The sequence below is a fragment of the Streptomyces pallidus (ex Mingjun et al. 2026) genome, from assembly GCF_051550185.1.
Lineage (GTDB): Bacteria > Actinomycetota > Actinomycetes > Streptomycetales > Streptomycetaceae > Streptomyces.
In genome coordinates, this window is sequence record NZ_CP196181.1 from 5,024,371 (window position 1) to 5,038,361 (window position 13,991).

Annotated in this window: 12 protein-coding genes; 8 read left to right on the forward strand and 4 right to left on the reverse strand. The window is 75.6% G+C overall.

Annotated elements, in window-relative coordinates:
- Nucleotides 1-89 precede the first annotated feature (89 nt).
- Nucleotides 90-1,178 carry a mechanosensitive ion channel family protein gene (locus ACSHWO_RS22210; protein WP_385849584.1) on the reverse strand — a complete coding sequence of 363 codons (1,089 nt, stop codon included), beginning with the start codon at nucleotides 1,176-1,178 and terminating at the stop codon, nucleotides 90-92.
- Nucleotides 1,179-1,440: 262 nt separating this feature from the next.
- Between ACSHWO_RS22210 and ACSHWO_RS22215 the strand changes: the two genes are divergently transcribed.
- Nucleotides 1,441-1,983, forward strand: a complete 543-nt coding sequence (locus ACSHWO_RS22215; protein WP_385849583.1) for an HNH endonuclease — start codon at nucleotides 1,441-1,443, stop codon at nucleotides 1,981-1,983.
- A 162-nt stretch (nucleotides 1,984-2,145) separates the two neighbouring features.
- Here ACSHWO_RS22215 and ACSHWO_RS22220 read toward each other — a convergent pair whose 3' ends face one another.
- Both ACSHWO_RS22220 and ACSHWO_RS22225 read right to left on the reverse strand, forming a co-directional pair.
- Entirely contained in the window at nucleotides 2,146-2,946 is an 801-nt protein-coding gene (locus ACSHWO_RS22220) for an alpha/beta fold hydrolase (RefSeq protein WP_438314149.1), read from the reverse strand.
- Between the two features lie 81 nt (nucleotides 2,947-3,027).
- The gene (locus ACSHWO_RS22225; RefSeq protein WP_438314152.1) at nucleotides 3,028-6,057 is read right to left on the reverse strand and encodes a beta-N-acetylglucosaminidase domain-containing protein; all 3,030 of its coding nucleotides are present in this window, start codon (nucleotides 6,055-6,057) and stop codon (nucleotides 3,028-3,030) included.
- A gap of 214 nt (nucleotides 6,058-6,271) precedes the next feature.
- Between ACSHWO_RS22225 and ACSHWO_RS22230 the strand changes: the two genes are divergently transcribed.
- Genes ACSHWO_RS22230 through ACSHWO_RS22240 form a run of 3 tightly spaced genes read left to right on the forward strand, consistent with a single transcriptional unit; the run spans nucleotide 6,272 to nucleotide 8,821 of the window.
- Entirely contained in the window at nucleotides 6,272-6,475 is a 204-nt protein-coding gene (locus ACSHWO_RS22230) for a hypothetical protein (RefSeq protein WP_385850015.1), read from the forward strand.
- 40 nt (nucleotides 6,476-6,515) lie between these two features.
- Nucleotides 6,516-8,558, forward strand: a complete 2,043-nt coding sequence (locus tag ACSHWO_RS22235; protein WP_438314155.1) for a 4-alpha-glucanotransferase — start codon at nucleotides 6,516-6,518, stop codon at nucleotides 8,556-8,558.
- A gap of 20 nt (nucleotides 8,559-8,578) precedes the next feature.
- A complete protein-coding gene (locus tag ACSHWO_RS22240) occupies nucleotides 8,579-8,821 on the forward strand; it encodes a hypothetical protein (RefSeq protein WP_385850013.1) in 243 nt (80 codons plus the stop codon).
- Nucleotides 8,822-8,987: 166 nt separating this feature from the next.
- Here the strand turns inward: ACSHWO_RS22240 and ACSHWO_RS22245 are convergent, their stop codons facing one another.
- Nucleotides 8,988-9,491 carry a MarR family winged helix-turn-helix transcriptional regulator gene (locus ACSHWO_RS22245; RefSeq protein WP_361084213.1) on the reverse strand — a complete coding sequence of 168 codons (504 nt, stop codon included), beginning with the start codon at nucleotides 9,489-9,491 and terminating at the stop codon, nucleotides 8,988-8,990.
- 102 nt (nucleotides 9,492-9,593) lie between these two features.
- Between ACSHWO_RS22245 and ACSHWO_RS22250 the strand changes: the two genes are divergently transcribed.
- The 4 genes from ACSHWO_RS22250 to ACSHWO_RS22265 all read left to right on the forward strand — a co-directional run bounded on the left by ACSHWO_RS22250 (nucleotide 9,594) and on the right by ACSHWO_RS22265 (nucleotide 13,978).
- Nucleotides 9,594-10,955 carry an MFS transporter gene (locus ACSHWO_RS22250; protein WP_385848324.1) on the forward strand — a complete coding sequence of 454 codons (1,362 nt, stop codon included), beginning with the start codon at nucleotides 9,594-9,596 and terminating at the stop codon, nucleotides 10,953-10,955.
- Nucleotides 10,956-11,054: 99 nt separating this feature from the next.
- Entirely contained in the window at nucleotides 11,055-12,026 is a 972-nt protein-coding gene (locus ACSHWO_RS22255; RefSeq protein ID WP_438314160.1) for an EamA family transporter, read from the forward strand.
- 53 nt (nucleotides 12,027-12,079) lie between these two features.
- On the forward strand, nucleotides 12,080-13,039 hold the full coding sequence (locus ACSHWO_RS22260) for a DMT family transporter (protein ID WP_438319224.1): 960 nt from the start codon (nucleotides 12,080-12,082) through the stop codon (nucleotides 13,037-13,039).
- Between the two features lie 9 nt (nucleotides 13,040-13,048).
- Nucleotides 13,049-13,978 carry a LysR family transcriptional regulator gene (locus ACSHWO_RS22265; RefSeq protein ID WP_438314163.1) on the forward strand — a complete coding sequence of 310 codons (930 nt, stop codon included), beginning with the start codon at nucleotides 13,049-13,051 and terminating at the stop codon, nucleotides 13,976-13,978.
- Nucleotides 13,979-13,991 lie beyond the last annotated feature (13 nt).

Sequence of the window (13,991 nt, forward strand, 5' to 3'; positions counted from 1 at the left end):
ACCCGTCCCGGGGACCCGAGGGAACTGCCCCCGCAGGCGGTGGCCTGGCGGGGGCAGTTCCCTCGTTCCGTGCGCTCGGCGCGGGGCGGCTACTTCGTGATCCGCGGGGAGCCGGCCGCGGCCGGCGCCGGGATCGGGGCCGCGGCCTGGGCCTGCGGGGACGCCGGGTTGGCCAGGGCGGACGGGGCGGCCACGGTGGCCGACGGGTCCGCCGGGGCCTCCTCTTCTTCCGCGGCCGGCAGCCCGCCGACGATCCCGATGCCCGCCCCGTCGAAGGCCTCCTTGATCCGCCAGCGGAGCTCGCGCTCGACGGCGAACTGCTGACCCGGCATCGTCTTCGCCGACACCCGCACCGTCATGGAGGCCAGCAGCACCTCCTGCAGGCCCAGCACCTCGACCGGGCCCCACAGCCGCTCGTCCCACGGCGTCTCCTTGGCCATCCCGTCGGCGACGGTCCCGATCACCTCGCGGATCCGGGGCAGGCTCTCCGTGGGCTTGACCTGGATGTCCACGCCCGCGGTCGCCCAGCCCTGGCTGAGGTTGCCGATCCGCTTGATCTCACCGTTGCGGACGTACCAGATCTCGCCGTTGTCGCCGCGCAGCTTGGTGACCCGCAGGCCGACCTCGACGACCTCGCCGGAGGCCACCCCCGCGTCGATCTTGTCGCCGACGCCGTACTGGTCTTCGAGGATCATGAACACGCCGGACAGGAAGTCCGTCACCAGGTTCCGGGCACCGAAACCGATCGCCACACCGGCCACACCCGCGCTCGCCAGGAGCGGGCCCAGGTTGATGTCCAGGGCGCCCAGCACCATCAGGCTCGCCGTGCCGAGGATCAGGAACGAGGCCACCGAGCGCAGCACCGAGCCGATCGCCTCGGAGCGCTGCCTGCGCCGCTCGGCATTGACGAGGAGTCCGCCCAGGGCGGTGCCCTCGACGGCCTCGGCGCCCCGGTTCATGCGCGTTATGAGCTTGGTCAGCGACTTGCGGACCACGGAGCGCAGTGCAGCCGCGATCACCACGATCAGCAGGATCCTGAGGCCCAGGTACAGCCATCCGGCCCAGTTCTCCTCGATGAAGCTGGCCGCGTTCGTGACGCTCTCGTGGGCCTCCTTCACCGATGCGGCGGGGTCCGGGGAGTCGGCTGCCAGGGGCAACAGGGCGGCGGGCCAGGGCACGGCGGGAACCTCCAGGTGTAGCGGTCTGCCCGTGAAAGGGGTGTGCCGGGCAGGCCTTCCACACTAACGGGGCCGTTCCGGTGACCCTGTTGCCTTGTTCGAGGGAGAGACCAGACTCACCTGGGGATGAAGGAAGTGTGGTTGAAAACACCTCCGACCCGTTACGGGCGCGTGGTGGCGCTTCGACCAGCCGTAAGGAGAGACTGGAGAGCAGATCGTCCCGGCGCGAGCCACGCGCCGCCGGCGTACAAGGAGGCAGTCCGTGCCGCACGTCCTGGTCCTCAATGCGTCGTACGAGCCGCTCGGCGTCGTACCGCTCCGCCGCGCGCTTGTCCTCGTCCTGGAGAACAAGGCAGTCTCCCTGGAGGAATCCGGCGCCTTTCTGCACAGCGCGACCCGGGCCGTCCCCGCTCCCAGCGTGGTACGCCTCAAGCGTTTCGTGCGGGTCCCCTACCGGGGGCCCGTTCCACTCACCCGTCGCGCACTCTTCGCCCGTGACGGCGGCCGCTGCATGTACTGCGGCGGTGTCGCCACGAGCGTCGACCACGTCATCCCGCGCAGCCGGGGCGGGCAGCACGTGTGGGACAACGTGGTCGCCGCATGCCGGCGGTGCAACCACGTCAAGGCCGACCGGCACCTGGTCGACCTGGGCTGGCGGCTGCGCCACCAGCCGGCCCCGCCGTCCGGGCTCGCATGGCGGATCATCGGGACCGGGCACCGGGATCCCCGCTGGATGCCGTACCTCCAGCCGTACGGCGCGGACGACGACCTGGACCGGATCGGAGCGGCCGCCGCCGTCTCCTAGCGCGGCGGCTCCGGCAGGCGAGGGTCCCGGCAGGTCGCCGGGGCCCTGCGTCGTGCCCGTGCCCGTGCCCGTGTCCGCAGTCGCAGCGCCACCCGCAGCCGCAGCCGCCTCCCGACCCGCGGCCGTGCGTCCGGCCGCCCGGGCGGCGGGAGCGCGTGCCGGTCAGCCGGTCGCCGCGGCGTGGAGCTCCTCGATCAGGCGGGCGACGGTCCGCGGCTCGCGCAGCGTCGGATAGTGGTCGGAGCCGGCGAGGCGCACCAGGCGGCAGCCGGGGATCCGGGCCGCCATCTCCTCGTTGCACCGCACGACCTCGGCCCGGTCCTGCTCACCCAGTGCGAGCAGCGCGGGTGCGGTGATCTCCCCGAGCCGCTCGAAGGCGGGGGCGTCCTCCCGCTGCAGCCCGGCGAACCAGGCGGGCAGCACCCCCCTGAGCCAGTCCGCGGCGACGGGGTCGGCCTCGGGCGTGCCGCCGCCGGCCGCTCCCCACAGGCCGAGCCCGAGCCGGACGATGCCCTCCAGGTCACCGGCGGCGGCCAGCCCGCCCACCTGCTCGACGAACCCGGGGGCCGTCAGCCCGTCGTAGCCGGTGACACCGGGCACGAACAGGGCGAGGCCCGCCACCCGCTCCGGGGCGGCCAGGGCCAGGCTGATCGAGGTGGCGCCGCCCATGCTGGAGCCGACCAGCACGGCACGGTCCAGCCCGAAGTGGTCGAGGACCGCGGCGAGGTCCTCCACCTGGGAGTACGGGGCGGTCGGCGCGGGGGAGCGGCCGAAGCCGCGGGCGTCGTAGCGGATCACCCGGAGCCGGCCGTCGAGCACCGGCAGGACCGGGTCCCAGACCCTCGCGTCGGCGACACCGGGATGGAGCAGCACCAGCGGCAGCCCGCCGCCCCCGCCTCCAGCGCCCCCGCCCGAATCCTCCGCCCAGAGCTCGCCGTTCCCGACGGACACCAAGGTCTCCATGATCCCCAGTCTGGCCGCCCGGCCGGGGCCCCGACCAGACCGGATCCGGCCGAAGCGCCCGGATCCGGTCGTGGCAGCCGGTCAGCGGACGACGGCGTAGGCCTCCGCCGAGAACAGGCTGCAGCCGTACTTCGTGGCGCGCTTCTCGCAGGTGACTCGCACGAACCGGGCGTCCGCCGGGTCCAGCCGGACGGACTCCTGACCGCCGCGGGAGCCCGTCACGGTCGCCGCCCGGTGCCAGGACGACCCGTCCACCGAGGTCTCCACGCGGTACGCCGACGGGTACGCGTCCTGCCAGTGCAGCACCAACAGCCCGATCCGGGCCGGGGACGCGAGCTCAGCCTGCCACCACGCGCCGTCCGCCGCCGGGGACGACCAGCGCGTCGCGGCGTTGCCGTCGACCACCGCCGAGGCCGGGAACGCCGGCGTCTCGTCCCCCGACGACGAGGCCTTCGCCGCGCGGAACAGGTCCGGGCCGCCCGTCTTCGGGACGGCGCGCACCGTCAGCACCCGGCTCTGCCCCGCGAACACCACCGGCACCCGGTAGCTGCCCGCAGCCGTGGCCGCCGGGACGGTGACCGCCACCGGCACCTGCACCCGGGTACCGCGCGGAGCCTTCACCTCGGCCGGCAGCTTCACGGCGACCCCCGGCGGCGGCGTGGCCGTCAGCGGCCCCCGCACCTCGCCGGGCCGCAGCGCCGACACCTCCGCGGTGACCGTCTGCGCGGCCCCGCCGATCTCCACGTCCACCGACTCCGGAAGCTCGAACGACGCCTCCGGTCCGTCCGCCAGCCACGGCACCACCCGGTGCACCACCGGGTCCTCGCCGGCCCACGAGAGCCGGACCGCGTCCGCGGCGACCCCGCCGGCGTCCGCCTGGGTCCAGCCCGAGGCGGCCGCCTGGGCCACCTTGCGCCAGCCCTCGCCCGGCACGTGCACCTCGACGGCCGCGCCCCGCGTGGCCTCCGACAACGGGTTCGTCATGACCGTGACCGCCGTCACCGGCCGCGCCGCGTCGAGCCGGACCGTCCAGGCGCCCGGCTCCTGCGACACCGTGCCCGTCTGCCGGGCCGCCCCCGTCCACGCGTCCGCCTCCGCGACCGCCTTGGCCAGGAAGGCGTCGAGCACGGACTTGTCGACGCGCCCGGCGGCGTCCGGCTCGGCCAGCTTCCGGCGGGCCTCCGCCAGCGTCTGCGAGGTCCGCCAGGCCACCGCCCCGTCCCCGCGGGCCTGGGCGCGCAGCAGGTCCACCGCCAGTTCGCCCGCCGTCCCGTACGCCGACAGCCGCGCCAGCCAGGGCCCGGCCTCGCCGGCCAGGGCGGGCAGCCGGTCGGGGGCCTCCCGCATGGCGGTGAACGCAGCCCGCAGCCGCTCCCCGGCCGCCGCGTCGCCCGCGGCACGGGCCTGCCAGAACTCGTCCATCAGCGGGCGCAGGTAAGCCGACTCGGGCAGGGCCAGGGCCGACGAGGCCGTGTTGCCGGCCAGCGCGGCCATGGCCGTACGGGCCCGGGGGTCGGGGCCCGCCAGCTGGGCGACGGCCGCCGCCCAGGAGTCGCCGGCCCGGTAGCCGCCGGGGTTCCAGGCGAAGTCCGCGGCCGTGAACAGCGGGATCCGGGACAGCGAGGCCTGCTGCATGGCGTTGGCCAGCAGCCCGGCCGAGCCGCCCGCGACCGCCGGCTCGCGCCCGGTGTACGGACCGAGGAAGATCCGGCCCGGGTCCCAGTCGTTGACCGGGTAGTTGTCCATGGTGATCAGCGGGTGCTGGCCGAAGGCGCTGCGCGCCCCGGCCAGTTCCTTGCCGGTGATCGTGCGCGGCACCACGCCCACGCCCGTCCAGGCGACCTCCACCCGCTCGTCGAGCCGGTCGGCCAGGGCGGTGCGGTACTTCGTCGCGCCGTTCTGGTGGTATTCCGTCGGCAGCAGGGACAGCGGGGCGGCGCCCGGGTGCCGGGCGGCCAGGTGCGCGGCGAGTTCCCCGGCGACCTCCGCGTGGGCCTTCGCGGCCGCCGCCGGGCCCGTCCCGTACCGGACCCGGTCGGCCCGGCAGCCCCACTCCGAATAGCTGACGTCCTGGAACTGCACCTGGAACGCCCGGAAGCCGAGCTCCCACATGGCGTCCAGCTTGTGCGCCAGCGCCGCCCGGTCCGCTGCCGAGGCCAGGCACATCGACTGCCCGGGCGACACGGCCCAGGCCAGGACGACCCGGTTGGCGCGGGCCCGCTCGGCCAGCTCCCGGAACTCGTCCTGCTGCGCCCGCGGGTACTCCGCGCGCCACTCCGTGGTCCGGTACGGGTCGTCACCGGGCGCCAGCAGCAGCCGGTTCTGCTTGGTGCGGCCCATGAACTCCAGCTGCGCGAGCCGCTGCTCCTTCGTCCAGGGCTGCCCGTAGAACCCCTCGGTGATCCCGCGGACCGGCGCGGCCGGCCAGTCCCGCACCCGTACGCCGGGCACCTTCCCCTTGCCCGCCGCCAGCAGCTGGCGCAGCGTCTGCGCTCCGTGGAACAGGCCGTCCTCGCCCACGCCGGCCAGCGCGACCGTGTCCCGGCCGCCGGCCTTGCCGACGGCCAGCCGGTAGCCGCCGCGGGGCAGGTCCCCGGCCTCGGCGGCGCCCAGCGCCCGCAGCGCTTCCTCGGCGCCGGGGCCGTCCAGCCGTACGACCGTGCCCCGTTCGGGCATCGGCGCCCCGGGACCGGGCTCGTGCAGGATGCGGACACCCGCCTCGCGCAGCGCGGAGCGGACCGCGTCGACCGCGTACGGGTCGGCGCCCGGCGCCGCGACCAGGACGGCCTGGCCGTCCAGCGGGACCTCCCGCGCCGGATCGGCGGTCATCGACTGCGGCCGCGGCCACACCGCGGGACCCTCGGCGGCGGTCCGCTGTGCGGTCGCGCCCGGGTCGAGCAGCGGGCCGGCGGCTGCACCGGACGGCGCGCCTGCGGGGGCGGCCGCCGCGCCGCCGCCGGTGCCCACGCCCGGGCCGGGGCCGCCCGCCGCGTCGGGCGCGCTGGACGCCACCAGCGAGCCCAGCGGCCCGGCGACCACCGCACCGCCCACCAGCGCGCCGATGACGGCAATAGCTGCCGCTGTGGTCCGCTTCCTGCCCTTGAGCTGCACGAAGCCTCCTCGTCCCACCTGCGTCCCCCGCTCGTACGAACGAGCCCGAGCCCACCACCCGCGCGGGCGGAGTGTCAATGCGGGCGGGCGTTCTGACCCGGAACCGCCAGGAATGCCGGGCCCTGCACTGGGTATGGCTGCGGTGTCGAACGGCGTTGTTCCCTGCTGCTGACCCGCCCTCACCGCCCTTACGGAAAAAGGAAGGTCCCGCCCCGTGAACGATGCCGCCCCCGCCACCGCCACCGTTCCGCTTCTGGCCCACCTCCCGGCGCAGGCCGGGCCGGCCGAGGGGCCCCTCACCAGTGAGCCCCCGCTCGCCGGCGCCGCGCACGCACCACTGACCAGCGAGCCCCCGCTCACCGGCGGGGCACCGCTGACGAGCGAGCCGACCCCACCCGCCGGCGACCAAGTGCGGTGACCAGAGCGCCGGCCCCCTCCTCACCGACCCAGGGACACACATGGACGACCTCGCCCGGCTCGCGGCGCTGCACGGCGTCGCCACCACCTACCAGCCCGCCGAGGGCGTCACCGTCCGGGTGCCGGAGGCCACGGTCGGCGCCGTGCTCGGCCTGCTGGGGGTCTGCACCGACACCCCGGACGACCTCCGTGCCGAGCGCATCGAGGCGGAACGGGCCGCGGCGCAGCGGCTGCTGCCCCGCGTGCTGGTGTGGTGGGCCGGATCCGCGCCGCCCGCAGAACCGGCCGCGCTGCCGCCGGGCACGCGCTTCCGGCTGGAGCTGGAGCGGGAGGCAGCCGACGGCGAGGACTGCGAGGACGGCGCGTCGGGTGCCGCGGCCGACTGGCGGCCCGGCTCCGGGGCCGTCCCCCCGCTCGGCGTCCACCGGCTCCATGCCGAGACCCCCGACGGCCGCACCGGCACCGCCACGCTGATCGTGGCCCCCGAGCGGGCCCCGGCCGCCCCCGAGCGGGCCCACGGACTGCTCGTCCAGCTGTACTCCCTGCTCTCGGAGCGCTCCTGGGGCATGGGCGACCTCGGCGACCTGGCGGAGCTGGCCCGCTGGGCCGGCCGCACCCACGGGGTCGGCTTCATCCAGGTCAACCCGCTGCACGCGGCCGTGCCCGGGACACCGACCGACCCCTCCCCGTACCGGCCGGCCTCACGCCGCTTCCCCGATCCCGTGCACCTGAGGATCGAGGACGTCCCCGAGTACGCCGACTGCCCCGACCGCGAGGCCCTCGCCGCGCTCGCCGCCCGCGGAGCCGCCCTGCGCCGGGAGGTGCTGGAGAAGGGGGCCCTGATCGACCGGGACGCCGTCTGGGAGCTCAAGCGGACCGCCCTCGAACTGCTGTACGCCGTCCCGCGCACCCCCGAACGGGAGGACGCCTACCGCGCGTTCCGCGCCCTGCAGGGGCCGGCCCTCGACGTGCACGCGAGGTGGTGCGCCGGACACGCCGGCGAGGATCCCGAGGGGCGCGCCGATTTCCACCGCTGGCTGGTCTGGCTGACGGACGGCCAGCTCGCCGCCGCCCAGGAAGCCGCCCGCGAGGCCGGCATGGCCGTCGGCATCGTGCACGACCTGCCCGTCGGGGTGCACCCGAACGGCTCGGACGTCTTCGGGCAGCCCCTGTACGCCGGGTCCGCCAGCGTCGGCGCGCCACCCGACGCCTTCAACGCGCGCGGCCAGGACTGGGGCCTGCCGCCGTGGCGGCCCGACCGGCTGGCCACGGCCCGGTACGAGCCGTTCCGCCAGCTGCTGCGCGGGGTGTTCCGCCACGCCGGGGCGCTGCGCATCGACCACGTGATGGGCCTGTTCCGGCTGTGGTGGATCCCGGGGGACGTCCCGCCCGCCGAGGGCACGTACGTCTCGTACCACGGGGAGGCGATGCTCGCCCTCCTCGTGCTGGAGGCGCACCGGGCCGGCGCCCTGGTCATCGGCGAGGACCTGGGGACGGTGGAGCCTGGGGTGCGCAGGGAGCTGGCCCGGCGCGGGGTGCTGGGCACCTCCGTGCTGTGGTTCGAACGGGACTGGGCGGGCGACGGGCAGCCGCTGCCGCCCGGGGCCTGGCGGGCCGACTGCCTGGCCACCGCCACCACCCACGATCTGCCGCCCTCCGCGGCCAGACTGGCGGGCAGCCACGTCGAACTGCGCGACCGGCTGGGCCTGCTGACCCGACCGGTCGAGCAGGAGCGGGCCGAGGACGCCGACGACACCGCCCGGTGGCTGGACGTGCTCGCGGAGCTCGGCTTCGACACCAAGGACGAGGAGGCGGCCGTCGCGGCCCTGTACGGGTTCCTGCTGCGCACGCCGGCGCGGCTGGTCGGGGTGTGGCTGCCGGACGCGGTGGGCGACCGGCGGCCGCAGAACCTGCCGGGGACCTGGGACCAGTACCCCAATTGGCGGCTGCCGCTCGCGGACGCGGCGGGACGGCCCGTGACCCTGGAGGAACTGGCCGCCTCGCCGCGCGCGAACGCCCTGATGAGCGCGGTGCGGGAGGGCGCACGCGCCCGTACGGCACCCCCGGGCGCGCGCCCCGTTTAGGTGTTCGCTACGTTTGCACCGTGGACAAGAAGAACGCCCTGCGCGCCGGTGCCGTCTCGGCCGGATCGGCGCTGATGCTGCTGCTGATGACGTCTCCCGCGCTCGCGCTGACCCGCGACGACGGCGACGACCCGGGTACGAGCCTGAGCGTGGGCGCGACCCTCGGCCTGTACGTGTTCCTGCCGATCGCGATCTTCCTGGCCATCACCGGCCTGGTGATGGTCCTCGACAAGTCCGACCGGCCGAAGAAGAAGCAGGCCTGAGCACCGCCGGTCCCCTCCGGGACCGGCAGGTACCACAGACTTCCGGGGCGCCGGAGGTCCGCCGGCCGATGCGGTGCGCATCGGTCCCCGTGCGGACCTCCGGCGCCCTGTTGTGCTCCGGCGCCGGCGGCCGGGGCCGCGGCGCCCTCCCCCGCCGGTGCCGTGACTAGAGACCGGCGAGCAGCTTGCGCAGCAGGCCGCTGAGGACGGCGATCTCCTCCTCGGTCAGGCCGGCCACCGCCGCGAGCTGCACTTCCAGGCCGGCGCTGACGGCCTCGTCGACGAGGGCGAGCCCACGGTCGGTGAGTACGACCTGGAGGCCCCGCCGGTCGTGCGGGTCGGGCTTGCGGCAGAGCAGCCCGGCCTTCTCCAGTTTGTCCAGGCGGCCCGTCATGCCGCCCGTCGTGAGCATGAGCGTGGCCGAGAGCTGGCGCGGCGAGAGGGTGTAGGGCTCGCCGGAGCGGCGCAGGGTCCCCACGACGTCGAACTCGCCGCGCGAGATCCCGTACCGGGCGTACGCCCGCTCCGTCGCGTCCCCCATTTCCCGGGCGATCCGGTAGATGCGCCCGAAGAGTTCCATGGGGGCGGTTTCCAGGTCCGGCCGCACCACCGCCCACTGGTCGATGATCGCGTCGACGGCGTCCTTGTTGGCGTTGGCCTCGGTGGTCATGGCGGCAGTATCCGACCTCTGCCCGATCGTTCGCAAGAAAGTTGCTTGACGGAAAGTAGCTTAGAGGTAAGCTACTTTCCGTCGACCTACTTGGGGGGATCCATGGCAAGGGCAGGCGCAACGGCGGGGACGCCGGAAGCGGGAGCACGGGCGGAGCGCGTCGCGGGAGAGCGGCCGCTGCTCGTCGGGGTCGGCGTCAGCGCCGTCGGCATCGGCATGTACGTGCCGTTCTCGCTGGTCTTCTTCCACCACGTCACCGGACTCTCCCTAACCCTCGTCGGCCTCGTCCTGACCGCCACCGGGCTGGCCGGGCTCGCGTTCATGCCGCTGGCCGGCACGGCCGTCGACCGGTTCGGCGCCAAGCGGGCCACCCTGGTGCTCTACGCGGTCCGCGCGGTCGGCTTCGCGCTCTACCCCCTCGCCGACTCGCTGCCCGCCTTCGCGGCCGTCGCGCTCGTCACCGCCCTGGCCGACCGCTCGTTCCCCGTCGTCCAGCAGTCCCTGATCGGGGAGGTGGCGCTCGGCTCCGCCCGCGACCGGCTCCAGGCCTCCCTCCGGGCCCTGCAGAACGCCGGGATGGGCGCGGGGGCCCTGCTCGTCTCCGGGGTCCTGGCCCTCTGGGGGACCTCCGCCTTCACGTACACCGCCTGGGGCAACGCGCTCGCCTTCGCCCTCGCCGGGCTGCTCGTCGCCCGCGTCCGCCCCACGGCCGCCGCCACCCCCGCCCCCGCCGTCGCCCCGGCCGGCGCCGCCGAGCGGGCGGCCACCGGGTACCGGACGGTGCTCCGCGACCGGCCCTTCCTCGGGCTCACCGCCGCCAACTTCCTGACCGCGCTGGGCTACGCCGCCCTGTCCGTGCTCTTCCCGCTCTACATCGCCACCTGGCTGCACGGCCCCGACTCCCTCACCGGAGCCGCGTTCACCGTCAACACCGTGCTCTGCGCCGGGACCGGCGTCCTCGTCGCGAGCCGGGTCCGCCGAGCGGGTGCCCGCCGCACCCGCTCGGCCGCCTTCGGAGCCCTGCTCTTCGCCGCCGCCTTCGTCGGGCAGATCGTGCTCGGCACGCTGCGGCCCGGGCGGACCGCCACCCTGGTCGCCCTGCTGGCCATCGTCGTCGTCTACACCCTGGGCGAGCTGGTGCACAGCCCCTCGGGCGGGGCCCTGTCGGTGTCCGCCGCCCCGGAAGCCGTGCGCGGCCGCTACCTCGCCACCTACCAGCTGTCCTACTCGCTGGCCACCGCCCTCGCCCCGTCCCTCTTCACCGTCCTGCTGGCCGTCGACGGCCGGCTGCCGTGGGCCGTCCTCGCCGTCGCAGCCCTCGGCGCCGCCCTCGCGCTGGTCCGCCTGGAGCGGCACCTCCCGACCGAGGCCGTGTACGCCGAGCCGCCGGCCGCGCGGCCCGTGGCCCGGGGGCCGGGCCGGGGCGGCGGCGCCCCCGCCGCGGCCACGCGGGCCGCCGTCTGACCCGCCGCCCCGACCGGGCGCGCGCCGCGCCCCCGCCGCGCCCCCACCCCACCGATCCCTCTCCGCCCGCGTTCCTCACCCATCGAGGAGTCACCCACCATGAAGCGCCTCGCCACCGTCGCCCTCACCGCCCTCGCCCCCGTCTCCTGGGGCTCCACCTACGCGGTGGCCACCGAACTGCTGCCGCCCGACCGGCCGCTGTTCACCGGTGTCATGCGGGCCCTGCCCGCCGGGCTGCTGCTCACCGCGCTGTCCCGGACCCTGCCCACCGGCCGCTGGTGGGGCCGGGCCGCCGTACTCGGCACGCTCAACATCGGCGCCTTCTTCCCGCTGCTGTTCCTCTCCGCCTACCGGCTGCCCGGCGGTGTCGCCGCCGTACTCGGCTCCGTCGGCCCGCTGTTCGTCGTCGGGCTCGCCGCCCTCCTCCTCGGGGAGCGCGCCCGGCTGCGGACCGTACTGGCCGCCGTCGCGGCGGCGTTCGGCGTCAGCATGGTCGTCCTGACCGCCGGGGCCCGGCTCGACGCGGTCGGCATCCTCGCCGGCCTGGTCTCCTCCGCCTCCATGGCCACCGGAACGGTCATGACCAAGCGCTGGGGGCGGCCCGAGGGAGTCGGCCCGCTGGCCATGACCGGCTGGCAGCTCACCGCCGGCGGGCTGGCCATCATCCCGGTCGCGGCCCTCGTCGAGGGGGCGCCGCCCGCGCTCGACGGCAACGCCCTCCTCGGCTACGGCTACATGATGCTGATCAACACCGGCATCGCGTACTGGCTCTGGTTCCGCGGCATCGGGCAGCTCAGCGCCACCTCGGTCACCCTGCTCGGACCGCTCTCCCCGCTCACCGCGGCCGTCATCGGCTGGGCCGCCCTCGGGCAGGCACTGACGCCCGTACAGCTGCTGGGCATGGCGATCGCCTTCGGCGCCACCGTCGCAGGCCAGCTCTTCGCGGCGCGGGCGGCCAAGGCGGAGACCCAGGCTCCGGCGGTCGCGGCCCGCGCCCGATCTTTCAGTTCTGCTGAAAAGAACGATCGAAACGTTTCGATGGACCTGACCAGTGGCGGGGTGCGACGGTAAGTCCCGCAGCAGCCGAAGACCAGACCCCGAGGGGGATACACACCGTGGCCGTCATGGACCGGGTCCGCACCACCCGCCCCACCACGCCCGCAGGCCGAGGCCGGGCGACGAGCGGGGGCGCCGGACCCGCGGGACCCTCCGGAACCGCCGGGCCCGCCGGACTCGGTGTGCTCCTCGCCCTCACCGCCACGGTCGTCTGGTCCGGCAGCTTCGTCGCCACCCGCGGCATGGCCGACAGCGTCCCGCCCGTCCAGGCGGTCTTCTGGCGCTGGATCATCGCCGCCGTCGCCGTGGCCCCCTTCGCCGCCCGGCAGGCCTGGCGGCAGCGGGCGCTGATCCGCAGGCACCTCGGCTTCACCGCCCTCGCCTCGCTGTTCGGCGTCGCCCTGTACAACACCCTCGTCCACCAGGCCGGACTGACCACCTCCGCCTCCAACATGGGCATGATCATGGCGGCCTCGCCGGTGGTCATGGCGCTGTACGCCCGCCTCGGCGGCGAACGGCTCGGACTCCGGCGCACCGCCGGCCTGCTCCTCGCCGTCCTCGGCGTCCTGCTCCTCGTCGGCGACGGCTCCCTCGGCTTCGACTTCGGCGCCGGCGACCTGTGGATGCTCGCCGCCGCCCTGTCGTTCGCCACGTACAGCGCACTGCTGCGGCGCAAGCCCGCCGAACTGGGCGGGCTCGCCTTCCTCCTGACCACCTTCGTGCTCGGCGCACTGATGCTGGCGCCCGCCTACGCCGTCTCGCTGAGCGTCCAGGGCGGCTTCGCGGTCACCCCCGGCACCGCCGGCATGCTGCTCTACGTCGGCGTCATGTCCTCCGCGGTGGCCTTCCTCGCCTGGAACAAGGCCGTCTCCCTGATCGGCGCCGCCCGCGCCGGAGTCGTCTACTACCTCCAGCCGGTGTGCGTCGCCGGACTCGGTCTGCTGCTGCTCGGCGAGCGCACCGGCCCGACCGAACTGCTGTGCATGGCGCTGATCCTGGGCGGCGTCGGCCTGGGGGCCCGGCGGTAGGTTCGTCCCGTGACCGAGTGGGACATCAAGAAGCTGCGGATCCTGCGGACCCTCGCCGAACGGGGCACCGTGACCGCGACGGCCGAGGCGCTGCACATGACGCCCTCGGCCGTCTCGCAGCAGCTGACGAACCTCGCCCGGCAGCTGGGCGTACCGCTGCTGGAGGCCCACGGCCGGCGGGTCCGCCTCACGGACGCCGCCCACCTCGTCCTGCGGCACGCGGACGCGGTGTTCGCGCAGCTGGAGCGGGCGGACGCGGAGCTGTCCGGCTACCTGGCCGGGGACGCCGGGGAGGTCCGCATCGGCGCCTTCTCCACCGCCGTGCCCGTGCTCGTCGTCCCGGCGGTCGCGGCCCTGCGCGCGACCCACCCCGGGGTGGAGGTACGGGTCCGGGAGACCGAGGCCGCGGAGTCGTACGAGCTGCTCTCCGCGGGCCTCGTCGACCTGGCCCTGTCGCTGGCGCCGCACGCCCCGACCGCACGCGACACCCGCTTCACCCGGATCACCCTGCTGGAGGACCCGCTCGACGTGGCCCTGCCGCCCGACCACCCGCTGGCGCGGGCACCCGGGCTGAGGCTCGCGGACCTGTCCGGCGACCCGTGGATCTACGGGGGCAGCGGCCCCTGGCAGGAGATCGCCCGCACCGCCTGCGAGGCGGCCGGCTTCGTCCCCGAACAGGCGCACACGGCGGCCGGCTGGACCGCCATCCTCGCCATGGTGGAGGCGGGGATGGGCGTGGCCCTGGTCCCCCGCATGGTGTCGAGCCGGGCCGCGGGCGTAGCGGTCCGCGTCCTGCCCCACGACCGCCCCACCCGGCACGTCATCGCGGCCACCCGGCGCGGGGCGGAGTCCGCCCCCGCCCTGGCCCGCGTGCTGCGCGCGCTGCAGGACGTGGCCGCGCTGCGCACCGCGTCCCCGCACGCGGGACCGGGGGCGTGACCGTACGCCGGTG

What these genes read in the sequence shown, in the direction of transcription:
- ACSHWO_RS22220 (WP_438314149.1), bottom strand. Translation starts at nt 2,946, where the DNA reads ATGGAGACCTTGGTGTCCGTCGGGAACGGCGAGCTCTGGGCGGAGGAT.
- ACSHWO_RS22235 (WP_438314155.1), top strand. Translation starts at nt 6,516, where the DNA reads ATGGACGACCTCGCCCGGCTCGCGGCGCTGCACGGCGTCGCCACCACC.
- ACSHWO_RS22245 (WP_361084213.1), bottom strand. Translation starts at nt 9,491, where the DNA reads ATGACCACCGAGGCCAACGCCAACAAGGACGCCGTCGACGCGATCATC.
- ACSHWO_RS22250 (WP_385848324.1), top strand. Translation starts at nt 9,594, where the DNA reads ATGGCAAGGGCAGGCGCAACGGCGGGGACGCCGGAAGCGGGAGCACGG.
- ACSHWO_RS22255 (WP_438314160.1), top strand. Translation starts at nt 11,055, where the DNA reads ATGAAGCGCCTCGCCACCGTCGCCCTCACCGCCCTCGCCCCCGTCTCC.
- ACSHWO_RS22260 (WP_438319224.1), top strand. Translation starts at nt 12,080, where the DNA reads ATGGACCGGGTCCGCACCACCCGCCCCACCACGCCCGCAGGCCGAGGC.